Origin of the sequence: Actimicrobium sp. GrIS 1.19, assembly GCF_035984655.1 — a bacterium.
GTDB lineage: Bacteria > Pseudomonadota > Gammaproteobacteria > Burkholderiales > Burkholderiaceae_D > Actimicrobium.
Genome location: NZ_JAXCHT010000003.1, coordinates 12420 through 34869 on the forward strand (window position 1 = coordinate 12420; position 22450 = coordinate 34869).

Consider the following 22450-nt stretch of genomic DNA (forward strand, 5'->3'; position numbering starts at 1 on the left):
AAAATGTCGTGATCATGGTCGTGTATTGGTCTGATTGATGTTTTGGTAACCCGGTACGCTGGAGCGCAACGCGGCCAACGGGTTGGACCCCAGCTTGGACAGACCGTTTAATTCGAGCTGGAAGAACAGGGAGGTAGTGGCCTGCAGGGTCGCGGTTGGAATGCGCTGCGCGACAATCCGGAAAATCCAGCAGTCGGCTTTGTATTCCATCCCGAGCAGGCCTTCGGCAATCTTTCTGGTCTTGATCGAATAGTTGATCCGACCGACACCATACCAGCGTTGTGCAAATGGCCATTGCGTCGAGACATCCACCGACTTTTCCAGATCGTTGGCCAGATCCTGCCGGTATTGGAGGTTGAGCACCTTCATCGGCCCCGGCTGGTAGCGCACCCCGTAGTTGGCACGATCGAGCTGGTGCTGGCTCTGGCTGTACTGCATGTTGGTTTCAGCATAGAACGACTGGCTCAGCATGCCGCTGGCCGAGAGCAGCAAATCCGACCGGCTGTCGGTGATCGCCGTGCCCAGCGTGACTTGTGGCTGGGCAAAATAATAGCGTTGACCGATGGCCACCCGCGCCCGCTCGATGCCGGACGGCTCGATGAAGCGCGAGGTCACCGCTGCCGTGATCTGGTTGGCGTCGCTGATGCGGTCATTGCCGACGAACCGGTTCTCGCTGAACAGTTGGGCGAAACTCAGATCGGCCACACCGCTGTCGAAATTGGGCAGCGCCGATTGATCGCGATACGGCGTGTACACGTAGAACAGGCGCGGCTCCAGCGTCTGTGTCATTGCCTTGCCAAAGAATTTGGCATCCCGCTCGAACACCATGCCGCCATCCAGCGACGCCGTCGGCAGCGCGCGCGACGGCGTGTTGTTGTCGCCCGGATTGGCCACCGTGTCGAGGTTGTAACGCGTTGCGTGGAACGACAGCTTCGGCGTGAAGAAGTAGCCCTGCGCAATGATCGGATAGGAAATTTTCGGGTTGACATACACGCGGTCGCCGCGCTGCAGGGTCGGATGCCAGAACCGCGTCAGCTCGGAGTCCAGCGCCAGATCGAAACCGGCGACATCGGGACGGGCGGCCGTGAAGTTCAACTGCGGCAACCGGTCATAGGGCCGCGCGATCGGTGTGATCGGGTCCTGCAGCACCTGGTAATTGGTGGTGCGCGCGATGGCCGTCCAGTACGCCGTGCTGTAAGTCAGGTTCAGGTCGCGCAGCAGCAGGGGTTGCGACGCGCCGGTCATGGTATTGGCGAAGTCGGTGCGGTAGTTGTCGTCCGAGGCGGCGTTGATGTTCCAGTTCAGCGTCAAGCCTGGCGTGAGTGTCTGCGTATGGATCGACGACACCGCCCAGCGGTCGGCATGGGCTTCACGGTCACTGGGCAACGCTTCGATGCGGGTCTCGCCGGCATACGACGGATCGAGATAGCGCGCGCTGGCGCCGAGCTGCAGGCCGCGCTGCGCGATGATCTTCGGATACACCGTCAGATCCCGGTTGGGCGCGATATTGAAATAGTACGGCACCGTGATTTCAAGGCCGCCCTTGCTGGTGGCGCCGACCGTGGGCGGCAGCACGCCGGACTTGCGCGCATCCGACAGCGGGAACGACATTTGCGGCGAACCCAGGATCGGTACGCCCTTGAAGTACACCACGGTATTGCGCGCCATGCCGACGTCGCGCGAGGTATCCAGCGCGAGCCGGCTGGAACGCAAGTACCAGTCCGGGTCCGGACCTTCGCACGTACTGTAGGTGCCATCGACGACCGTGGCGCGATCCTCGGCTTCGAAGTTGATGCGGTCAGCGTGCCCCTGGCCGTTATTGCGCAGCAGTTTGTAGGTCGGATGCGTGACGAAACCTTCGCCGGCATCGACATTGAGCTTGAGCTGGTCACCGGTGTAGACATCGCCGCTGCGCGTCATGCGGACGTTGCCGTCGGCATCGACCTCGTCTTCGACGATGTGATACTTGGCGTGATCGGCCGTGATCGTGGTGTTGCCGCGCACGATTTCGACCTTGGTATCAAGCTGCAACTCGCGATCGGGCCGGCCCGTCATCTGCTCGGCGCTGATCTCGGCCGGCGCGTCGCGATCCGTAGGCTGCGCGGCCTTGGGCGGAGCAATGGGCGGCGCCACGGGAAGCACGGCCTGCGCCAGTACGTAATTCGGCAACGAGGCGGCCGCCACGACAGTGGTGAGGATGCGAAGCAGGCGCTGCGGGGTGGACGGAACAGGAAACCGGGTCATGAAATGGGGGCTGAGACCACCGTTGCAGGCGATTTTTTGATTTGAATACCTTATTATAGGGGACTTCAATCACCCTGAACCGGATTCCCCGGCCCGCTGCATGTCTTTGCATTCCACACCTGATTTACGCCTGCATGATTTGACCGCCTGGCTGACCACATTGCCCGGCACACCAGTCGATCCGCTTACCTTGCGCGCGGCCTCGGCCGACGCCAGTTTCCGCCGCTACTTTCGGGTCGACACCCATGACGGCGGTAGCGCCATCGTGATGGATGCGCCGCCGCCGCAGGAAGATGTGCGGCCCTTCGTCGCGATCGCCGCGCTGTTTGGCGCGACCGGCGTGTCGGTGCCGCTGGTGCTGGCGCAGGATGCCGAGCGCGGCTTCCTGCTGCTGTCCGACCTCGGCGCGACCACCTATTTGCAGCAACTCACCGCGGCCACCGCCAACCCGCTGTATCTCGACGCCATCGATGCGCTCATCCGCATCCAGGCGCACAGCCAGCCGGACGTGCTGCCCGAATACGACCGCGCCACGCTGCAGCGCGAGCTGATGCTATTTCCCGACTGGTATATCAACAAGCACCTCGGCGTCACTTTGACCGGGCAGCAGCAGGCCGAACTCGACGGCGTGTTCACAGCGCTGCTGGCAAACAATCTGGCGCAGCCGCAAGTCTATGTGCACCGCGACTATCACAGCCGCAACCTGATGGTGCTCGACAGCGGCAATCCCGGCATCCTCGATTTCCAGGATGCGCTGTACGGACCGATCACCTATGACCTGGTGTCCCTGCTGCGCGACGCCTACATCGAATGGGATGAAGAAACCGTTCTCGACTGGGCCATACGCTATTGGGAACGCGCCAAGCGCGCCGGCTTGCCGGTCAATCATGATATCGATGCGTTCTATCGCGACTTTGAATTCATGGGCCTGCAGCGCCACCTGAAGGTCCTCGGCATCTTTGCCCGCCTGTATCACCGGGATGGCAAGGACGCCTACCTGAAAGACTTGCCGCTGGTGCTGCACTACGTGCGCAAGACCGCCGGGCGCTACAAGGTGCTGTCCCCGCTGATCCGCCTGCTCGACGCGTTCGAAGACAAAGCGCCGTCGGTCGGCTACACCTTCTGATGAAAGCCATGATCGTTGCCGCAGGTCGCGGCGAACGGATGCGTCCGCTGACCGACACCTGCCCGAAACCGCTGCTCAAGGTGCGCGGCCGCCCGCTGATCGTCTGGCATATCCTGAGCCTGGTACGCGCCGGCATTACCGAGATCGTCATCAATCACGCCCATCTGGGCACGATGATCGAGGATGCGCTCGGCGATGGCAGCCGCTACGGCGCGACCCTGCAGTATTCCGCCGAAGGCACGGCGCTGGAAACCGCTGGCGGGATTGCGCTGGCACGCCCGCTGCTCGGCCCGCATCCGTTCGTCGTGGTCAACGGCGACATCTATTGCCCGCACTTCAATTTCGAGCAGGTCAAATCCGCGCTGGTGGATGCCGACATGTGGGGCAACCCGTATGCGCCGGATCAGCGCGACATCGCCTGGTTGTATCTGGTGAAAAACCCGCCGCACGTGCCGCAGGGTGACTTCGGCCTGACCACCTTTGCGGTCAACAATGACGGCCAACCGCGCTTTACTTTCTCGGGAATTGGCGTGTATCGACCCGAGATGTTCGATGCTATTATTCCCGGCACCGCCGCACGCCTGACGCCGATCCTGCGTGATTACGCCGCGCGCGGCCAGGTCGGCGGCGAAGTGTATCGCGGCGACTGGACCGATGTCGGCACCCCCGAACGCCTCGCGCAACTGAACCTGCCCTTCTCTGAAAGGCCACGCCCATGACTCCCTACGCCAACCGCCGCGCCAGCCTGATTGCGCAGATGCATGCCAAGGGCGGCGGCGTCGCCATCATTGCGACCGCGCCCGAAGTCCAGCGCAACAGCGATGCCGAATATCCCTATCGTCACGACAGCACGTTCTATTACCTGTCCGGCTTTGCCGAACCCGAAGCAGTGATCGTGCTGGTGGCCGGCAAAAAGAATCAGGCCATCCTGTTCTGTCGCGAAAAAAGCGTGGAGCGCGAAATCTGGGAAGGCTTCCGGCATGGTCCCGACGGCGCCCGTGTCACCTTCGGCTTCGACGCCGCCTTTCCGATCGACGCGCTCGACGCCGTGATTCCCAAGCTGCTGGCCGATGAGCCGGCGCTGTTTTATGCGCTGGGGCATAACGCCGCGCTCGATGCGCAAGTCCGGGTCTGGCTCGAAAAAGTCCGCATCCAGGCACGTGCCGGCATCGCCGCGCCGGGCGCCGCGCACGACGTCAACTGCCTGCTCAATGAAATGCGCCTGATCAAGGACGACAGCGAACTGGCCATCATGCGGCGCGCCGCTGCGGTATCGGCGGAGGCCCATGCCCGCGCCATGCGCATGGCCGCACCCGGGCTGCACGAATACGAAATCGAAGCCGAACTGCTGCACGAATTCCGCCGCAACGGCTCGGACTTTCCGGCCTACACCTCGATCGTTGCCACCGGCGCGAATGCCTGCGTGCTGCATTACCGTGCCGGCGCGGCCATCCTGCAACCGCACGACCTGGTCTTGATCGACGCCGGCTGCGAACTCGATGGCTATGCCTCCGACATCACGCGCACCTTCCCTGCCAGCGGCACGTTTACTCCCGCGCAAAAGGAGTTGTACGAAATCGTGCTGGCGGCGCAGGATGCCGCCATCGCCGAGATCCGCCCCGGCAAGCGCTTCATGGACGGTCACGATGCCGCCGTGCGCGTGCTGTCGCAGGGCATGCTCGACACCGGGCTGCTCGACATCAACAAGGTCGGCAAGCGCGACGACGTGATTGCCAACGGCGACTATCGCCAGTTCTACATGCACCGCACCGGTCACTGGCTGGGCATGGATGTGCACGATGTCGGCGACTACCGCGAAACGGCCGATCCGCTGGCGGCCAATGGCGAAAAACCGTGGCGCATCCTGCACCCGGGCATGACATTGACGGTGGAGCCGGGTCTGTATGTGCGACCGGCGGCAGGTGTGCCGGAACGGTTCTGGAACATCGGCATCCGCATCGAAGACGACATCGCCGTCAGCGCCGACGGCGCCGAGGTGATGAGTTGCGCCGCGCCAAAAACGGTCGCCGACATCGAAGCGATGATGCGCCAGTGACGTCACCCGCGCACGACATTGCCATCTGCGGCGCCGGCCCGGTTGGCCTGGCGCTGGCCGCATTGCTGGTGCAGCGCGGCGTTGCGCCCGGGCGTATTCTGCTGCTCGATGCAAAGACCGCCGCGCAAGTCAGCGCCGATCCGCGTTCGATCGCGATCTCGTATGGCAGCCGGCAAATCCTCGAACAAGTCGGAGCCTGGCCAGTGCCGGCGCAGGCCATTGCGCAGATCCACGTATCCCGCCGCGGACACTTCGGCCGCACGCTGATCGATTGCGCTGAGTATGGTTTGCCCGCGCTGGGCTACGTGACGCGCTACGGCGCGCTGGTGTCGGCGCTGCTGGCGGCGACCGAGCGACTCGGCCTGCACATCAACCGGCCGCAACAGGTCAGTGCCGTCGCCGAAACGGCCGAACAGATTGGCCTGACGCTGGCCGACGGCAGTGTCGCCAGCGCCGGATTACTGATTCGTGCCGAAGGCGGCGTGTTTGCCGACCAGCCGAACCGGGCCCGCCATCGCGATTATGGACAGAGCGCCATCGTCACCCATGTACGCACCAGCGCGCCATTGATGCAGCGCGCCTTCGAACGCTTCACCGCCGAAGGCCCGCTGGCATTGCTGCCGCAGGACGACGGCTACGCGGTGGTCTGGTGTGCCCGCACCGACACCGCCACGGCCCTGATGCAACACGATGACGCGACGTATCTGCGTGCCATCGGGAACACCTTCGGTGAACGGGTCGGACAATTTCTGGCCGTCGGCGAACGCTTCATTTATCCGCTCGGCCTCAACGCCGACAGCACCGCAAGAGCACGCAGCATCGCCATCGGCAATGCTGCGCAAACCCTGCATCCGGTCGCCGGACAGGGCATGAATCTCGGATTGCGCGACGCCATGGTGCTGGCGCGACTGCTGGCGGCCGAGACGGGTCCGGCGGCATTGGCCCGCTTTGCCGCGCAACGACGCATCGACCGCAACCTGGCCATTCGCGTTACCGATACCATGGCGCGCGTGTTTGCCAGTGCGCCAGACGGCGCGCTGTCGCAGGGCCTGCTCGGCGTGGCGCTCGGCATCACCGATGTGGTGGCGCCGGCGAAGAAGGCGCTGGCCAACCAGATGATGTTCGGCTGGCGCTAGCCAGTCGCGACTGCACTGGCGCCAACCATCAACCGGCCTTATTTTGTCGCGACGTGCGTGCCGACGCAGACCATGGTGTCGCCACTGCCCTGTTCGCAATACGACCGTTTTGACTCAATCGTCTTGGTCTCGACATTGTTGAATTTGTACGGACCATACCAGCCTTTTTTCTTGGCCTTGACGAGGTCGATCATGCCGCGGATGAACTCCGTGCCATCGACGTCCTTGATGATCATCAGGTTCTTGCCGACCATCTTGGCATTCGCGCCCTGGGCCAGGCACAGGCCATCGAAATCATAAACAAACACGTACAGATCGCGATCCTTGAAGGCGCCATCCGGGTGGTCGGTAAATGCCTTGTAGGCTTTTTCCGGTCCGGCGCTTTTGATCAGGGCGACGGCCTTGCCGACCATTTCCTGGGCCTGAGCGTCGGTGCCGCGATCGGCAGCGGAGAAGGCGGGACTGACAACGAACAATGGAACGGTGACAGCAGCGAGTGCGAGTGCGATGGAAAGCTTCATGAATGTCTCTCGGTAGGGGGTGGTGTGCCTCGGCCGGGGCATGTTTTAGTTACGCGTGATTGCTTGACCGCAATAAATACTACGCCTGCCGAGGCCGACCGCCGATGATAAAAAATCACAAGTGGCCGGATTACCACACCTCACCGGCAAATTGTCGCCCCCTCGGCGCGCGAGCGTTGCCTAGACTGCGCGCGCCGGCCGGCCGGTCAGGCGCCGGGCGCCAGCCATCAACAGGCGATAGACCAATCGCAGCATCAACAACGCCAGCAGCGCTTCGGCCAGCGTCAGCACAAACGCCACGAAGGCATTGCCGCGTTCGGCGCGCCGGTGGAACTTGGCTAGTGCCCGATCATGCGACAGCTCGATACTGTCGTAGAAGGTCGGCACCACCAGCAAGGTCAGGATCGTCGACGTGATGGTGCCGCCGATGATCGCGACCGCCAGCGGCCGATAGAATTCACCGCCCTCGCCCAGACCGATTGCCACTGGCAGCATGCCGGCGATCAGCGCGAAGGTGGTCATCAGGATCGGGCGCAGGCGCATGCGGCCGGCGTACATCAATGCCTCTTCGCGATCGAAACCCTCGGCTTCGCGCTTGCGCGCGCAATCGAGCAACAGGATGGCATTCTTGGCCACCAGTCCCATGAGCATGATGACGCCGATGAAGCTCATCAGATTCAGCGTGCCGTGCGTCAGCAACAGGCTGATCACCACGCCGATCAGGCTCAGCGGCAAGGACATCATCACGGCCAGCGGCGCGGTGAATGAGCCAAACTGGATCACCAGAATCAGGTACATCAAGCCAATCCCCATCACCAGCGCAATCGCCATTTCCGTGAACAGTTCCTTCTGGTCGCGCGCCGAGCCGCCGAGCTCGATGCCATAACCGGGCGGGAAGTCGATGGCCTTGGCCAGTGCCAGCGCATCGGTGGTGATTTCACCCGGCGAGCGGCCCTGCGCGTTGGCCGACACCGACATCAGCCGCTTGCCGTCCAGATGCTGGATCTGCGCCGGCCCCTTGCCCATCGTGATGGTGGCAATCTGCTCCAGCGGCACCAGCATGTTGCTGCCGCTGACCGCGATCGGCAACCGTTCGATGTTGGCGGCATTGACCCGGTCATCCGGATGCAGGCGCACCGCGACATCGCGCGATTCACCGGTCGGATCGACCCAGTCGCCCACCTCGACGCCGGCAAATGCAACCCGCAACGCCTGCGCCGCATCGTTCGATGAAATCCCCAGCGAGTTGGCCAGTCCGCGCTGCAGTTCGATCTGCAATTCATCCTTCGGACTTTGCTCGGACAGGCCGACGTCGACCGCGCCCGGCACCTTGGCGAGTTGTTCGGTATAGGCGCTGGTGATGCTCATCAGGCGGCGCGCGTCGGGTCCGTGGAACTGGATCTGCACCGGCTTGCGCGCGCCATTGTTGAGATCGTCGAGCACCACATATTCGGCGCCGACCAGACGCACCATCAACTTGCGCAACGCGGTGGCGACTTCGATGGCGGAGCGCTTGCGTTTGACGCTTTTGCCGATGTCGACGTAGATCCGCCCACCGCCGGCATTGACGGTGCTGTTGGTGGCCACGGTTTCCGGCAGCGTGCGCGCCAGCTCGGCGGCTTTTTCGACCTTCAGCTTGGCGTACTCCAGACTGCCGCTGGACGGAATCCGCACCTCGATGGCGATGGTGCCGTTGTCGGCCGACGGCAAGAACGCCGAGCCGCCGAACTTCGCATGCAGCGCCAGCGCACCGATCAGACTGAGCCCGGCGATGATGCCCATCCAGCGCCGGTGGTGCAGCGCCCATGCAATCACCCGGCCATAACGGTCCGACTGGTGATCGAACCAGTGGTTGAAGCGCTCCAGCAGTTTCGACAGACCACGCTTGGGCGCCAGATGATGCCCGGCCGGATCGCCCCAATAGGCCGACAGCATCGGATCGAGCGTGAATGAAATGAACAGACTGACCAGCACCGAACTGGCCACGGTCAACGCAAACGGCCGGAACCACTGGCCGGCAGTGCCCGGCATGAACGCCACCGGAATGAACACCGCAATGATCGAGAACGTGGTGGCCGCGACCGCCAGCCCGATTTCGCCCGTGCCTTCCAGTGCCGCAGTGCGCCGGTCGGAACCAAGCTCCATGTGGCGCACGATGTTTTCGCGCACCACGATCGCGTCGTCGATGAGCACGCCGATGGCCAGCGACAGGCCCAGCAGCGTCATGAAATTCAGCGTGAAGCCGCACAGCCACACCGCGATGAACGCAGCGATCACCGAGGTCGGCAAACTGAGCGCGGTGATCAGCGTAGAGCGCCATGAATTGAGGAACACGTACACCACGAAGATGGTCAGCACCGCGCCATACATCAGCGATTCGATCACGTTATTGAGATTGCCTTCGGCGTCCTTGCCGCCATCCTGGGTGATTTCGAGGGTGGTGCCCTTGGGCAGGGTCTTGTTGATTTCAGCGACCTTTTCGCGCACCTTGTCGGCCACCGTCACGGTGCTGGCGACACGGGCGCGGGTGATCGACATGCCGACATTGGGCAGGCCGTTGCGCAGGCTCAGCGAGGTCAATTCGGCAAAGCCATCGGCCACCGTGGCGACCTGGCCGAGGCGCACCTTTTCGTCGCCGATGCGCTTGATGACGATCTGCTCGAACTCGGCCGGCGAGCCGATGCGCCCGACCAGCCGGATGCTTTGCTCGTCGAGCGCGCCGCGCACCTTGCCGACCGGCGCCGTGGCGTTCTGATTGCGCAGCGCCGTGACCACATCGGCCACCGAGACGTTGTATTCACGCAGTTTCTCGGCGCGCAGCAACACCGACAGTTCGCGCTTGAGCGAACCGCCGACCGTGACCACGGCCACGCCATCGATGGCACGCAGGCGGTCCGACAAATCGTCTTCGGCCAGCCGCGACAACTCGGCGTGCGATTGTGCCTTGCCCGACAGCGCCAGTTGCATGATCGGCTCGGCGCCCGGATCGCGCCGCTGCAATATCGGCTCGCGCATTTCGGCCGGCAATTTGTAGCGCACCGAGGCGATCGCATTGCGCACCTCATCCGACGCTTCGATCATGTTCTTGTCGAAATTGAAGCGGATCACGATGGTGGCACTGCCTTCGTTGGCGGTGGCGTTGATCTGATACACGCCAGAGATGCTTTGCAGCGCTTTCTCGATCCGGTTGATGACTTCGCGTTCGACCGTATCCGGCGATGCGCCTGGATACGGAATGCTGACCAGCAGCACCGGCGGCTCCACGTCGGGAATCGAATTGACGCGCAATTTTTGCAGCGCGAGCAGGCCCAGGCACATCAGCGCAATGATGATGACCAGCGTCGCGACCGGACGCTTGATGCTGAAATCGGACAGGAACATGCTATTTCTCCGTGCGCGTTTTTACCGCCGCAGCCAGTTCGACCGACTGGCCATCCTTGAATGTGATGAGCGGATTGCGCACCACCTTGTCGCCATCGGCCAGTCCGGCAACGACCGGGTAGTCGCCGCGACGCGGATCGCGCACCCCGATTGTCAGCGCCACTTTCTGCAGCAGCGCGCCTTTTACGCGCCAGGCATAGGCGCTGTCGCCGTTGCGCACCAGCGCGGCATCGGGCAGCATCAGCAATTTGCTGCTGTCGGCCGCGATCTGGCCTTCCGCATAGAGCCCGGACACGCCGGGCCGCACATCACCGACGAAGCTGACCAGCACCTCGACCTGGCGCGTGGTCGGGTTGGCCGATGGCGCGACGCGCTTGACCACGCCGGCGTATTCCTGCTGGTTGTAGCCATTGACGCGAAACCGCACCGCTTGCCCGACCCGCACGCTGCTGATGCGGTCGGCCGATACCAGGCCTTCGAAGCGCATGCTGGCAGGATCGACCACTTTTAATAATTCCTTGCCGATTTGCGCGGTATCGCCAACCGACGCGCGCCGGTCGCTGACCACGCCATCGAACGGCGCACGCACTTCGGTGCGCTGCAACTGCTGGCGCGCCTGCGCGGCGCGGGCCTTGGCAGAAATCAAATCGCTTTGCAGATTGTTGCGGCGGATTTCCGCATCTTCCAGCGCTTGCGTCGAGGTCATGCCGGACAGCCGCAAGGTCTGCAGGCGCTCCAGTTGCCGCCCGGCCTGCTCCAGCGCCTGCGCGGACGAGCGCGCGGTGGCGTCGGCCGACGTCAGCGTGTCGCGGATCGACGTTTGATCCAGCCGCACCAGCAATTCGTCGCGCTTGACCGGCTCGCCGTTGTCCTTGAGGATCTGCAACACCACGGCCGAGACTTCCGCACGCAGGTCGGCGCGGCGCTCAGGCTGCACGGTGCCGGTGATGACCGGGCCGGAGGCAACGTCATCGATGTGCAAGGTGACCAGGTCTTCCGGCGATATCAGCAAGGCCTTCTCGCTGCCGGCCGTTTTCTTGTCATCGCCAGCGGCGGATAGTCCGGCTTTATTGCAACCGGCCAGCAAGGAAACAATGACAACGAAAAGCAAGGCATGACGCAGCATGATGACGACCCTGAAATGGATACCAACGTGGTGAAATTGACAGGAAATGGCTTTGGATGCCCCGATTCCTCGTCAGAAATGAGCAGAAGTATAACGTGACGATCGTTGCGTGCAGCAACTTTCACGGCGCCCTGCGGCAATCGCCTGAAGCGCGCGGCGCCGTCTGCCGACATGACAAAAAGGGATATTGTCGGCGCGGTCGCACCGTCCTTTTTGTTGACGGCGCGCGCGGCAATACGCTACAAGGAACGGCGCCACCCCAGCAGGTTGCGCGTGACCTACGCCATCACCCCATCGAATCGAGTCGGATGCCCGCTTCTCACCCTGTCGTTCCCGCCGGATTTCCTGCGCACCTGTGCCGATGGCAGCAGCTTGTCGCGCCGGCGTGGGTGGCCGGGCTGCTGGCCGACACGCCGATCGCTGCCGCACCGGCCGCGTCCTGGCGCTTGCTCGAAGTCGGCTACGGCACGCGCGACGCCTTTTTGCGCGACCACATCCCGCAAGCCGACTACCTTGACACGACCGAGCTGGAACAGGCGCCGGTCTGGAACAAGGTGCCCGACGACGCGCTACTGCGCCTGTTGCTCGGCCACGGGATTCGGCATGACACCACCGTGATCCTGTACAGCCGCGATGCGCTGGCCGCCGCACGCGCCGCGCAATTGATGCTGTATGCCGGTGTCGGCGATGTCCGCTTGCTCGATGGCGGGTACGCCGGCTGGCGTCGACTGGGTTTGCCGGTAGCATGCGGAGCCGCGCAACGATGCCGTCCCGCCATCGATTTCGGCACCGATTTTCCGGCCCGTCCCGAGTATCTGACCGACATGCACGGCGCGCGCCAACTGCTGCATCAGGCTGGCGGCACGCTGGTCAGCATCCGGACCTGGAAAGAATTCATCGGCGCCACCTCCGGCTATAGCTACATTCCGGCCTGCGGCGGGATTGCCGGTGCACGCTGGGGACACGCCGGCGCGGGCGACGATGTCAACAGCATGAGCGCCTTCCAGCATCCCGACGGCACCATGCGTGCGGCAGGCGGCATCGCCCGCAGGTGGGCCGCCAATAGCATCGGCCCGGAACGCAACACGGTGTTTTATTGCGGCACTGGCTGGCGCGCATCGCTGGCGTTCTTCTATGCCTGGCTGATGGCCTGGCCGAACATCAGCGTGTACGACGGCGGCTGGTGCGAATGGAGCCGCGATCCCGACAACCCGGTCATCTGCCGGATCGCAGCATCAGGCGACGCCACCGCCGACTGAGCGAATCACCAGCTCATCCCAGCCCGACAGCGGGTCGGCGGCGCGACTGAAATGCCATGCCGGCAGCAGCACCAACAAGATTTCGGCAGTGGTGCGCACGATGCAACCGGCTGCGACATGACCTCCCGCGACCTGACCCTGCGCATCCGCCACCGACATATGCAAATGCACGCCATCGACCGACAGCGAACCGGCCAGCGTGAGGATTTCCAGATCGCCCTGCACCGCAGTCGGTTGGGCATTGCCGGCGAAACGCAGCTGCGCTCCGCTCAGGCTGCCGATGCCCTGCAGCACCCAGGCGGCGGCGACACCCTGTTCGGACAGAAGGGCGGACAAGGCCGCACGCAGGTCTTCTCCGGGATGAAGGCGGAGCGGGAAGGGTTGCATGTCGGCAGTTGCGAAACCCGAGAAATCAGTCCGAAAATCGAAATACGTTCTTGCCAGCGGTCTTGGCGGCATACATCGCAGCGTCGGCCTCCTTGATCAACCCCTCGGGCAACTTCCCGTCGTTTTGAAAAAAGGCAATTCCGATCGACGCGCCGACATGCACCGCCATGTCGTCGAAACACATTGGGATGTTCACTGTCTTGATGATACGTGCGGCTACCGCGGCTACGCTTTCGCGATTTTCCGGGTTGTCCAGCAGGAGAACAAATTCGTCGCCGCCGATACGCGCCACCGAATCGGTGACGCGCAGCAAGTCCTTAAGCCGCGATGAGATTGCTTGCAGTACCTTGTCACCCACCCCATGGCCGTACGTGTCGTTGACCAGTTTGAAGCCGTCCAGATCCATGTACATCAATGCGATACGGCGCGGCTCGCGATTCGAGATGCCAATCAACTGGCCGAGGCGTTCCATCAGCAGGAACCGGTTTGGCAGTCCGGTCAGTTGATCATGTAATGCCATGTGCCGAACCAACTGATCCTTGCCCCATTGTTCGGTAACGTCGTCGAAAACGCCGACGTAGCGAATGACTTCGCCTGCATCATTCAAGGTGGTGGCGATGGAAAGCCGCTCCAGAAAATGCGAGCCATCCTTGCGTTGACTCCAGATTTCACCTTTCCAGAGTTTGTCGGCGCGCAGCGCCTCATACATCTCGCCAAAGAACGCAGCATCATGCCGCCCCGATTTCAGGAGGCGCGCATTCTTCCCCACGACTTCCTCGGCTGCGTAGCCGGTAAGAAGGGTAAAGGCTGGGTTAACCGACAAGATTACCGAACTGGCGTCCGTCACCATGATCCCTTCGGTGGTCGCGTCAAACACGCTTGCAGTCAAGCGAATCGCGGTGTCGGCCCCGCGCAGACGCGTAATGTTGGAAACGAGCGCGTAAAACCCTTTGACGCTGCCGCCTGCATCGATGTCGGGCACGTAGTTGGCCAGCACATGCCCGACGCCGCCACAAGGGCGAGGAATCTCGCGCTCGAATTCCTGGAATTTGCCTGCCAACGCACCTTCGATGTAGGGGCTGTTGAGGGTAAATAAATGCTCGCCCAGCAGTTCCGACATGGACATCCCCAGCATTGCAGAGGGCGTCCTGCCAAACCATTCGACGTAAGGCTGATTGGCAAATTGACACTGAAGCTGTTGGTCCCAGTAGGCAATCATGCAAGGCAACGAATCCGTGACAGTTCTCACAAATCGTTCACTTTGAGCAAACCTGGTTGTCGCAGCATCCGCAATCTGACGCGCCTCAAGCAAAGCCTGCTCATAGCGACTGCGCTCACGGGTGATAAAAAAAACCCAGAAAAAGCATTCGAAACCATCCCGCACTGCTTTCTTGCAGTTCAACAAGACGGGAATTCGCTGACGCGTCTCATCCAGCAGTTGCAAATAAATTTCATTGATATGCGCGTCACGCAGAAGAATCGGCCAAACATGGGTCTGCAAGAAAATCTGGCTGCCCTTGGAAAACATCGCGTCCATTGGTTTCGACACCCAGACCTCTTCATCGTCCCCAAGCATGTGGAACAGACTGGTATTTGCCGCCAGCACCAATCCTTTGTAATCGGTTACCAGGACAGGGCAAGGGAGCAAATCAAACTCCCACACGGCGTCTTTCGCCATCAAGCGGTACCGCCAATAAATGCACGTATGGCCGCGGCCACAAGCAGCGGATCGCTCATGTGGGCACAGTGGCCCTGAACCTCCAGCATTTGCAGCGTGCTGCCCGCCAGATGTGCGTGCACGTAGTCGCCAACCGCGACCGGAGCCAGGGAATCGGTTCGATGCTGAAGGACCAGGCAAGGACGCGAGACCTTGACCAGATCGGCCCGGTTGTCGGAGAAGAAGGTCGTGCGCGCAAACGTTTTTGCAATCAGCGGATCGGTCGAACAAAAACTGTCGGCCAGTTCCATTGTGACAGCGCCAGTTTCACTCTGCGCCGACACCACAGGAGCCAGAAAGTTGACCCATCCCATGTAATTCTGGTCCATCAAGGCAAGCAGCCCTTCAAGATCCTCCTTGTCGAAACCGCCAACATAGTCGGGCGGGTGGTTGACGAAGCAAGGATTTGGACCCAACAGCACCAATTTGTCGAACAGCTCGGGACGCGCGATGGATGCCATGATGCCGACGCTGCAACTAACGGAGTGGCCAATAAACGTCACGCCACTTTTCAAACCAAGCGCATCGCAGACATCCAGTAGGTCCTGAACGTAACCGTCCAGACTGCCATATTTGACTGGATCGAACGCCGTGATGTCTGACCGTCCGCTACCGACATAATCGAACAGCACTTGCCTGTGCGTGGTACGAAACTCGGCTGCCACACGATCCCACATGTGCTGATTGCAGCCAAAGCCGTGTGCGTAAAGAAGAACCGGTCCTTCCGTGCCGATAACATCGACATTATTTCGCGACAACGCGACTGCGTCGGCAGATAGATCAGACATGGGTGACTCCGGCAGAGATTACTGCAAATCATTGAGCAGCTCGCGTTCCTGTTAGCTGCTCTGCAAGCGTAAGGCGAGACTATACTTTGGAGACAATAACAGGATTTACTCTCGAATTGGGAAATGGGACCATCACATCAGGCTTCGCGAACACCAGGATTTACGCCGTCGCCGAGCATACTTCGACAGCAGCTACACCCGTCGCGCAGACGTCCGCAAGTTCGGCCACAATCAACACGCGCGGTGGCGCCTCAGCCCTCCTTCGTTTGCCATGTGCAGCGGCGCGCGCAATCAGTGTGTAAGCTTTGCTTGATCAAGTCCGACTTCATACCTGAACTTGCTCAGTCCAGACGAAGGTTTTTGTCGATGAGCGACGCAATCCAATCGGAGTCCCCATGAATATCTATGAAAAATCACCCGCGGCACTGGCCGCACTAACGCCCGAACAGTTCCGGGTCACGCAGCACAGCGGCACGGAACGTCCCGGCACCGGCGCGTATCTGCACAATCATGAGGCTGGCATTTACGTCGACATCGTGTCCGGCGAACCGCTGTTCGCTTCGTCCGACAAATTCGAATCGGGCTGCGGTTGGCCCAGCTTCACCAAGCCAATTACCGACGAATTCGTCAAGGAATTATCTGATTCCCAGCATGGCATGCAACGCGTCGAAGTGCGCTCGACGCATGGCGACAGCCACCTCGGGCATGTTTTTCCTGACGGTCCGCGCGACCGCGGCGGCCTGCGCTATTGCATCAATGGGGCATCGCTGCGCTTTGTGCCGCGGGCACAAATGGAAGCATTAGGCTATGGTGCCTACCTGAATCAAGTCGAAGGAGATTGAGATGGCAACAGAACGTGCAGTATTGGCTGGCGGCTGCTTTTGGGGCATGCAGGACCTGATCCGCAAACTCCCCGGGGTGACTTCCACGCGCGTGGGCTACACCGGCGGCGAAGTGCCCAACGCGACCTATCGCAACCATGGCAATCATGCCGAGGGCATCGAGATCAACTTCGATCCGGAGATCACCAGTTATCGCCGCATCCTGGAGTTCTTCTTTCAGATTCACGATCCCACCACGGCGAACCGCCAGGGCAATGACCGCGGCGCATCGTATCGCTCGGCGATTTATTACACCAGCGAAGCGCAACGGCTGGAGGCATTGAACACCATTGCCGATGTCGAGGCGTCCGGCCTGTGGCCGGGCAAAGTCGTGACGGAAGTCGAACCCGCCGGTGATTTCTGGCAGGCCGAACCCGAGCATCAGGACTATCTGGAGCGTTCACCGAATGGTTACACCTGCCACTTCGTGCGGCCGAACTGGGTGTTGCCGCGGCGTAGCGCAGCTTGATTCGAACGTAACATGAGCCGGGCTGCAGTCGCGTCGGCGACCGTCCTGCCCGGCTCAACCCAGCTCGGCAATCAGGCTGACAATCTCCGCGCCATAGGTTTCCAGCTTTTTCTCGCCTACCCCGCTCACGCCGCGCAAGTCATCCAGCGAGGCCGGTCGCGCCTTGGCGATTTCGCGCATCGTCGCATCATGAAAAATCACGTAGGCCGGCACGTTGTGCTTGCGCGCGGTCTCGACCCGCCACCAGCGCAGCTTGTCGAAAATGACCTGTTCGGCGTCGGACAGATCGCTTTCGACGTAGCCCTTCGGCGCCTTGCTGGCGGTGCGCTTGGCCTTGGCCGGCTTTTGATATTCGCGCAACTGCACCTGCTCGCCGCCACGCAGCACTGGCTTGGCGGCATCGGTCAGCTTGAGCGCGTTATACGACTCGTAATCAACCGCCACCAGTCCCAGCGCAATCGACTGGCGCAGGATGGCGCGCCATTCGGCTTCGCTGAGGTCGGCGCCGATGCCGAACACCGACAGCTGCTCGTGTCGCCACTGCTTGATCTTGTCGGATTCGATACCGCGCAACACGTCGAGCACATGGCCGGCGCCGAAGCGCTGATCGACCCGGTAGATCGCCGACAGTAATTTTTGCACCGGCACGGTCGCGTTGAACGAGACCGGCGGGTTGATGCAGGTATCGCAATTGCCGCAGGCCGCCGAGCTCTGGCCGAAGTACGCCAGCAAATGGCGGCGCCGGCACGCCAGCGTTTCGCACAAACTGAGCATGGCGTCGAGCTTGACGCCGAGCACGCGCTTGAAGGTTTCGTCGGCCTCGGATTCGTCGATCATGCGGCGCTGCTGCACCACGTCCTGCAAGCCGTAGGCCATCCAGGCATTGGCAGGCTGGCCGTCACGGCCGGCACGGCCGGTTTCCTGGTAATAACCCTCGATGCTTTTTGGCAGGTCCAGATGGGCGACAAAGCGCACGTCGGGCTTGTCGATGCCCATGCCGAATGCGATCGTGGCAGTCATGACGATGCCTTCTTCACGCAGAAAGCGCGCCTGGTTCTTGCTGCGTTTGGCGAAGTCCATGCCGGCGTGGTACGGCAAGGCGGTGATGCCGTTGGCGTTGAGGAACTCGGCAGTCTCTTCGACCTTTTTGCGCGACAGGCAATACACGATGCCGGCATCGCCGCCATGTTCGGCCTGGATGAAATCGAGCAGCTGCTTGCGGCCATTGGCCTTTTCGACGATCTGATAGCGAATGTTGGGCCGGTCGAACGACGAGATGAACAGCCTGGCATCGTCGAGCTGCAAACGGTGCGCGATCTCGGTACGGGTTTGCTGGTCGGCGGTGGCGGTCAGGGCGATGCGCGGGACATTCGGGAAACGCTCGTGCAGCACCGACAGCTTGATGTATTCGGGCCGGAAGTCATGCCCCCATTGCGACACGCAGTGCGCTTCATCGATGGCGAACAGTGCGATCTTCGAGGCCTCCAGCAGGTCGAGGCAGCGCGGCGTCATCAGCCGTTCCGGCGCGACATAGACCAGATCGAGTTCACCGCGCCGCACCTTCTGTTCGATGCGGGAGGCTTCCTCGTACGTCTGCGTCGAGTTCAGGAAAGCGGCGCGCACGCCGACCTCGGCCAGCGCGTCGACCTGATCCTGCATCAGCGCGATCAGCGGCGAAATCACCACGCCGACGCCATCCCGCACCAGCGACGGGATCTGATAACACAGCGACTTGCCGCCGCCAGTCGGCATCAGCACCAGCGCGTCGCCGCCCTGCGCGATGAGTTCGACGATCTCGGCCTGCTGGCCGCGAAACGACGGATAGCCGAACACGGTTTGCAGCACCTGCAATGCGCTGGCGGTGGTACTTGTTTCAGTCATGCGAATGCTTTGGTTGATTCAATCGGGGAACAGCGCTCAATCGGCCCACACCACCATCCCACTGTAAGCGGTGGCGAGGATCACCAGGCCGAACGCGATGCGGTACCACGCAAACAGCGTGAAATCATGCGAGCTGATGTAACGCAGCAACCAGCGCACGCAAAAGAACGCCGAGACAAAGGCGGCGACGGTGCCAACGCCAAACATCGGCACATCCTGCATCGACAACAGGGCGCGCGCCTTGTACAACGAATATACGGTGGCCGCCAGCAGGGTTGGGATCGCCAGGAAGAAGGAAAATTCGGTCGCGGCCTTGCGTGACAAACCGAACAGCATGCCGCCGATGATGGTCGCGCCGGAACGGCTGGTGCCGGGAATCAGCGCAAAGGCCTGGGCGAAACCGATCTTGAGCGCATCCAGCGCGGTCATTTGATCGACTTCATTGATGCGGGCTACCACCGGATTGGCCTTGGCGCGCCGCTCGACCCACAGGATGATGAAGCCGCCAATGATGAAGGCCAGCGCCACCGGCACCGCCGAAAACAGCTTTGCCTTGATCGCGCTGGCGAACAGCACGCCCAGCACTGCGGCAGGCAGGAAGGCAATCACCAGATTGATCGCAAACTTCTGCGCGCTGCGCTCGGAAAACAAACCGGTGCAGACATGCAGCAGACGCATCCGGTATTCCCAGCACACGGCAAAGATGGCGCCGGCCTGGATCACGATTTCAAAGACCTTCACTTTCTCGCCGGTGAAGTGCAACAGGCTGCCAGCCAGGATCAAATGTCCGGTCGACGAGATCGGCAGGAATTCGGTCAGGCCTTCGACGATGCCCATGATCAGGGCTTGCAGTGCGATGAGAGTATCCATGTGGGGGAGGAGGTTGGGAAGTCAGTAAAAAAACCGCGGCAGGACGGCGGCTCGGGAAGAATGACGCGACGGTGCAACTACAATTTCCGGGGCAAAGGTTACCACGCGCAGCCATCGGGCCGGCCATTTCGGCTTCGCCGCCCGCCCTCGCAATCGGGCGTTTCATCCTGCCCGATCTGCAGTTCGTCGCCTCGGCCGGATTTTTCGGTAGCGACTGGTGCAGACTGCGTGTCAGCCATCAGGGAGACAGAAATCGTGGATCGTCCGTTCAACAAGGTTCGTTGCGCCGCAGGTGCGGGATGCTGATCCGGCGCCGTCGCCAGTTCAAGCGCGGCAAGCCAGGCCAGTGCCTGCGCCGGCGCGCTGCCGCACATCTCGGCCGATGCCTGCAGCCCGCTGCAGCAGGCCGGGCGCTCGGGCTGGCCAAAGATGCGACAACGCAGATCGTCGGCCAGCTGGACGCAACGCACCTCGGCCGGCTTGCCGTCCGGCATACCGGGAATCGGACTCGAGATCGACGGCGCGATGCAGCAGGCAGCGCACTGCGGGCGACAGTTCACGCAGCGCGCCGCTTGCGCTCAGTTGGCGACGGGGGCATCGGGCTGGACCAGAATCCACGGCTTGACGATCACGGTCCACAGCATCGGCGCGTCTTGCGTCCACGCGCCGGCCTGCGCATCGCTGACCTTGCCGAGCAAGCCGGCGCCCAGCCACTGTCCGATGGCGGTGCTGTCGTCCTGGGCAATGCGTACCGCGACATCGACCAGATCCAGCGACGGGTCGACCGCGACCATGCTGCCGCCGGCGAAATGGGGTTGCAGTTCGGCCCAGCCCAGACGCGCGGTTTCACGGTTGAGGCGGGCGTGCAGGGTGTCGTAGTTGTCGGATGGGAGCATGGCGAATCAGTAATGCGGTGGTTTTTCGTGGCCCGGCCGAGGCTCGCCCGAGGCTTGCGTTGCGTTTTGCACATGACGCGCCAGCGCGGCGCACAGCGCTTCGAGTTCGTCGATCTTGCGCTGCTGGCGGTACACCATCTCGTTGAGGGATTCGACCAGGTCTTCCTGGCGCGACAATTTGATTTCAATCTCGATGAAGCGGTCTTCGGACATGACGCACAGAAAAAAAATTGAAGGGCAAATTGTCTCACGCCTTGGCCACGCGTCGTCATCCTTGACGCTGTCGGGGCACCCCCGTATATTACTGACTCATCAGTAAGTTATATGGATATTCGCTGTGGCCCTCTCCTGTCCGTTTCAATCCAAGCCGCGCTGGGCGCGTCGCAAGGAAGCCCGTCCGCAGGAATTATTGGCAGCGGCGCTGGACTTGTTCGTCGAACGCGGCTTCGCCGCCACCCGGCTCGACGATGTCGCGAAGCAGGCTGGCGTGTCCAAGGGTACGCTGTATCTGTATTTCACCAACAAGGAAGATTTGTTCAAGGCAGTTGTGCGCGAGAACATGGTGCCGGTGCTGGGAGAAGCCGAAAATATTGTCGACGTCCACAGCGGCAGCAGTGCCGAGCTGCTGCGCGAAATCATACTGGGCTGGTGGGAGCGGATTGGCGAAACCAAGTTATCGGGCATCACCAAATTGATCATTGCCGAAGCCGGTAACTTTCCGGAGGTGGCCGAGTTTTATCACGCCGAGGTGATCGTGCGCGGCAACGCGATGATCACCCGCGTGCTGGAGCGCGGCATCGCCAGCGGCGAGTTTCGCGCCATCGACCCGCAGCAGGCAACCAGCGTGATTGCCGCGCCGGTGATGATGCTGATGATGTGGAAGCATTCGTTTGGCGGACCGTGCGCGCATCATGCGATTGCGCCGCACGCCTATTTGAAGACCTTTCTGGATTTGATCCTGGATGGCGTTCTGCAGCCCGGAAGCAAGACCGTTTGATAGAATGCCGCACGCACGGAACCATACCCTTTCACCTTACGACATCGAAACCCGCCATGAACCTCGAACAAGCCCGCTTCAACATGATTGAACAGCAAATCCGGACCTGGGACGTACTGGACCAGGAAGTGCTGGACCTGCTCAAGATCGTCAAGCGCGAAGCCTTTGTGCCAGCGGCATTCAGCGCGCTGGCGTTCGTCGATACCGAGATCCCGCTGCCGTGCGGCCAATGCATGCTGATGCCGAAATTCGAAGCCCGCATGTTGCAGGAAGCGGCTGTCAAGAAGCATGAAAACGTCCTCGAAATCGGCGCCGGGTCGGGTTACATGGCGGCCTTGCTGGCACGCCGCTCGCGCCACGTGACCACCATTGAGATCGAGCCCGAGCTGCAGGCGCTGGCGCAAACCAATCTGCGCAACTATGGCATCGACAATGTCGATGTGATGCTCGGCGATGGCGCGCATGGCTGGGTCGGCGCGGCCCCGTATGACGTGATCGTGATTTCCGGTTCGATGCCGCTGCTGCCGCCGGAATTCCTCGAACAGATCAAGGTCGGCGGGCGCATCGTGTGCGTCCTTGGCGAAGCGCCGGTCATGACCGCGCAGGTCATTACCCGCGTCTCGGAGCTTGGCTACAACACGGTGAATCTGTTTGAAACCGCGATCATGCCGCTGCGCAATGCGTCCACCCCGTCGCGCTTCCGGTTCTGAGCGTC

20 protein-coding genes and 1 pseudogene are annotated in these 22450 nt (G+C 61.8%); 9 read left to right on the top strand and 12 right to left on the bottom strand.

Features of this window, described 5'->3' with window-relative positions:
- Positions 1-12: 12 nt before the first annotated feature.
- Positions 13-2244 (bottom strand): LPS-assembly protein LptD, encoded by a 2232-nt coding sequence (locus RCH09_RS03310; protein WP_326939621.1) that lies wholly within the window; start codon positions 2242-2244, stop codon positions 13-15.
- A gap of 100 nt (positions 2245-2344) precedes the next feature.
- On the opposite strand from RCH09_RS03310, the gene RCH09_RS03315 reads away from it, so the two are divergent.
- Genes RCH09_RS03315 through RCH09_RS03330 form a run of 4 tightly spaced genes read left to right on the top strand, consistent with a single transcriptional unit; the run spans position 2345 to position 6562 of the window.
- The gene (locus RCH09_RS03315; RefSeq protein ID WP_326939622.1) at positions 2345-3370 is read left to right on the top strand and encodes an aminoglycoside phosphotransferase family protein; all 1026 of its coding nucleotides are present in this window, start codon (positions 2345-2347) and stop codon (positions 3368-3370) included.
- A complete protein-coding gene (gene murU / locus RCH09_RS03320; RefSeq protein ID WP_326939624.1) occupies positions 3370-4089 on the top strand; it encodes an N-acetylmuramate alpha-1-phosphate uridylyltransferase MurU in 720 nt (239 codons plus the stop codon). Before RCH09_RS03315 ends, murU begins: the two co-directional genes overlap by 1 nt.
- Positions 4086-5426: an aminopeptidase P N-terminal domain-containing protein gene (locus RCH09_RS03325; protein WP_326939625.1), complete on the top strand. Its 1341-nt coding sequence runs from the start codon at positions 4086-4088 to the stop codon at positions 5424-5426. Before murU ends, RCH09_RS03325 begins: the two co-directional genes overlap by 4 nt.
- Positions 5423-6562 (top strand): FAD-dependent monooxygenase, encoded by a 1140-nt coding sequence (locus tag RCH09_RS03330; protein WP_326939626.1) that lies wholly within the window; start codon positions 5423-5425, stop codon positions 6560-6562. Before RCH09_RS03325 ends, RCH09_RS03330 begins: the two co-directional genes overlap by 4 nt.
- Positions 6563-6600: 38 nt before the next feature.
- Here the strand turns inward: RCH09_RS03330 and RCH09_RS03335 are convergent, their stop codons facing one another.
- From RCH09_RS03335 to RCH09_RS03345, 3 genes are all read right to left on the bottom strand, one after another.
- Positions 6601-7083, bottom strand: coding sequence for a cache domain-containing protein (locus tag RCH09_RS03335; RefSeq protein WP_326939627.1), 483 nt, complete (start codon positions 7081-7083; stop codon positions 6601-6603).
- Positions 7084-7263: 180 nt separating this feature from the next.
- The gene (locus tag RCH09_RS03340) at positions 7264-10464 is read right to left on the bottom strand and encodes an efflux RND transporter permease subunit (RefSeq protein ID WP_326939628.1); all 3201 of its coding nucleotides are present in this window, start codon (positions 10462-10464) and stop codon (positions 7264-7266) included.
- Position 10465: 1 nt separating this feature from the next.
- A complete protein-coding gene (locus tag RCH09_RS03345; protein ID WP_326939629.1) occupies positions 10466-11590 on the bottom strand; it encodes an efflux RND transporter periplasmic adaptor subunit in 1125 nt (374 codons plus the stop codon).
- 308 nt (positions 11591-11898) lie between these two features.
- On the opposite strand from RCH09_RS03345, the gene RCH09_RS03350 reads away from it, so the two are divergent.
- Positions 11899-12849 (top strand): sulfurtransferase, encoded by a 951-nt coding sequence (locus RCH09_RS03350; RefSeq protein WP_326939630.1) that lies wholly within the window; start codon positions 11899-11901, stop codon positions 12847-12849.
- Here the strand turns inward: RCH09_RS03350 and RCH09_RS03355 are convergent.
- From RCH09_RS03355 to RCH09_RS03365, 3 genes are read right to left on the bottom strand one after another with little or no spacing between them, the layout of a single operon-like run.
- Complete coding sequence (locus RCH09_RS03355; RefSeq protein ID WP_326939631.1) at positions 12826-13236, bottom strand: PPC domain-containing DNA-binding protein; 411 nt, start codon at positions 13234-13236, stop codon at positions 12826-12828. The two genes, RCH09_RS03350 and RCH09_RS03355, sit on opposite strands and share 24 nt — an antisense overlap.
- Positions 13237-13261: 25 nt before the next feature.
- Positions 13262-14914 (bottom strand): sensor domain-containing protein, encoded by a 1653-nt coding sequence (locus tag RCH09_RS03360; RefSeq protein WP_326939632.1) that lies wholly within the window; start codon positions 14912-14914, stop codon positions 13262-13264.
- Entirely contained in the window at positions 14914-15741 is an 828-nt protein-coding gene (locus RCH09_RS03365; RefSeq protein ID WP_326939633.1) for an alpha/beta fold hydrolase, read from the bottom strand. Before RCH09_RS03365 ends, RCH09_RS03360 begins: the two co-directional genes overlap by 1 nt.
- A 395-nt stretch (positions 15742-16136) precedes the next feature.
- On the opposite strand from RCH09_RS03365, the gene msrB reads away from it, so the two are divergent.
- On the top strand, positions 16137-16583 hold the full coding sequence (gene msrB, locus RCH09_RS03370) for a peptide-methionine (R)-S-oxide reductase MsrB (protein WP_326939634.1): 447 nt from the start codon (positions 16137-16139) through the stop codon (positions 16581-16583).
- A 1-nt stretch (position 16584) separates the two neighbouring features.
- On the top strand, positions 16585-17091 hold the full coding sequence (gene msrA, locus RCH09_RS03375; protein ID WP_326939635.1) for a peptide-methionine (S)-S-oxide reductase MsrA: 507 nt from the start codon (positions 16585-16587) through the stop codon (positions 17089-17091).
- Between the two features lie 54 nt (positions 17092-17145).
- Here msrA and recQ read toward each other — a convergent pair whose 3' ends face one another.
- The 5 genes and pseudogenes from recQ to RCH09_RS03400 all read right to left on the bottom strand — a co-directional run bounded on the left by recQ (position 17146) and on the right by RCH09_RS03400 (position 20951).
- Positions 17146-18972 (bottom strand): DNA helicase RecQ, encoded by a 1827-nt coding sequence (recQ, locus tag RCH09_RS03380; RefSeq protein WP_326939636.1) that lies wholly within the window; start codon positions 18970-18972, stop codon positions 17146-17148.
- Positions 18973-19008: 36 nt separating this feature from the next.
- Positions 19009-19842 carry an undecaprenyl-diphosphate phosphatase gene (locus RCH09_RS03385; RefSeq protein ID WP_326939637.1) on the bottom strand — a complete coding sequence of 278 codons (834 nt, stop codon included), beginning with the start codon at positions 19840-19842 and terminating at the stop codon, positions 19009-19011.
- A gap of 305 nt (positions 19843-20147) precedes the next feature.
- Positions 20148-20402: pseudogene (locus RCH09_RS03390) on the bottom strand (YkgJ family cysteine cluster protein); the annotation flags it as partial.
- An 18-nt stretch (positions 20403-20420) separates the two neighbouring features.
- Positions 20421-20738 (bottom strand): DUF2288 domain-containing protein, encoded by a 318-nt coding sequence (locus tag RCH09_RS03395; protein WP_326939638.1) that lies wholly within the window; start codon positions 20736-20738, stop codon positions 20421-20423.
- 6 nt (positions 20739-20744) lie between these two features.
- Complete coding sequence (locus tag RCH09_RS03400; RefSeq protein WP_326939639.1) at positions 20745-20951, bottom strand: SlyX family protein; 207 nt, start codon at positions 20949-20951, stop codon at positions 20745-20747.
- A 124-nt stretch (positions 20952-21075) separates the two neighbouring features.
- On the opposite strand from RCH09_RS03400, the gene RCH09_RS03405 reads away from it, so the two are divergent.
- The gene (locus tag RCH09_RS03405; RefSeq protein ID WP_326939640.1) at positions 21076-21735 is read left to right on the top strand and encodes a TetR/AcrR family transcriptional regulator; all 660 of its coding nucleotides are present in this window, start codon (positions 21076-21078) and stop codon (positions 21733-21735) included.
- 56 nt (positions 21736-21791) lie between these two features.
- Entirely contained in the window at positions 21792-22445 is a 654-nt protein-coding gene (locus tag RCH09_RS03410; RefSeq protein WP_326939641.1) for a protein-L-isoaspartate O-methyltransferase family protein, read from the top strand.
- Positions 22446-22450: the final 5 nt, after the last annotated feature.

Excerpts from the sequence above, each read along its gene's own strand:
- RCH09_RS03340 (WP_326939628.1), bottom strand. The coding sequence starts at position 10,464 with ATGTTCCTGTCCGATTTCAGCATCAAGCGTCCGGTCGCGACGCTGGTC.
- msrA (WP_326939635.1), top strand. The coding sequence starts at position 16,585 with ATGGCAACAGAACGTGCAGTATTGGCTGGCGGCTGCTTTTGGGGCATG.
- RCH09_RS03365 (WP_326939633.1), bottom strand. The coding sequence starts at position 15,741 with ATGTCTGATCTATCTGCCGACGCAGTCGCGTTGTCGCGAAATAATGTC.
- RCH09_RS03335 (WP_326939627.1), bottom strand. The coding sequence starts at position 7,083 with ATGAAGCTTTCCATCGCACTCGCACTCGCTGCTGTCACCGTTCCATTG.
- RCH09_RS03325 (WP_326939625.1), top strand. The coding sequence starts at position 4,086 with ATGACTCCCTACGCCAACCGCCGCGCCAGCCTGATTGCGCAGATGCAT.
- msrB (WP_326939634.1), top strand. The coding sequence starts at position 16,137 with ATGAATATCTATGAAAAATCACCCGCGGCACTGGCCGCACTAACGCCC.
- RCH09_RS03310 (WP_326939621.1), bottom strand. The coding sequence starts at position 2,244 with ATGACCCGGTTTCCTGTTCCGTCCACCCCGCAGCGCCTGCTTCGCATC.
- RCH09_RS03350 (WP_326939630.1), top strand. The coding sequence starts at position 11,899 with ATGCCCGCTTCTCACCCTGTCGTTCCCGCCGGATTTCCTGCGCACCTG.
- RCH09_RS03395 (WP_326939638.1), bottom strand. The coding sequence starts at position 20,738 with ATGCTCCCATCCGACAACTACGACACCCTGCACGCCCGCCTCAACCGT.
- RCH09_RS03385 (WP_326939637.1), bottom strand. The coding sequence starts at position 19,842 with ATGGATACTCTCATCGCACTGCAAGCCCTGATCATGGGCATCGTCGAA.
- RCH09_RS03345 (WP_326939629.1), bottom strand. The coding sequence starts at position 11,590 with ATGCTGCGTCATGCCTTGCTTTTCGTTGTCATTGTTTCCTTGCTGGCC.
- RCH09_RS03355 (WP_326939631.1), bottom strand. The coding sequence starts at position 13,236 with ATGCAACCCTTCCCGCTCCGCCTTCATCCCGGAGAAGACCTGCGTGCG.
- RCH09_RS03400 (WP_326939639.1), bottom strand. The coding sequence starts at position 20,951 with ATGTCCGAAGACCGCTTCATCGAGATTGAAATCAAATTGTCGCGCCAG.
- RCH09_RS03360 (WP_326939632.1), bottom strand. The coding sequence starts at position 14,914 with ATGGCGAAAGACGCCGTGTGGGAGTTTGATTTGCTCCCTTGCCCTGTC.
- murU (WP_326939624.1), top strand. The coding sequence starts at position 3,370 with ATGAAAGCCATGATCGTTGCCGCAGGTCGCGGCGAACGGATGCGTCCG.
- RCH09_RS03410 (WP_326939641.1), top strand. The coding sequence starts at position 21,792 with ATGAACCTCGAACAAGCCCGCTTCAACATGATTGAACAGCAAATCCGG.
- RCH09_RS03315 (WP_326939622.1), top strand. The coding sequence starts at position 2,345 with ATGTCTTTGCATTCCACACCTGATTTACGCCTGCATGATTTGACCGCC.
- recQ (WP_326939636.1), bottom strand. The coding sequence starts at position 18,972 with ATGACTGAAACAAGTACCACCGCCAGCGCATTGCAGGTGCTGCAAACC.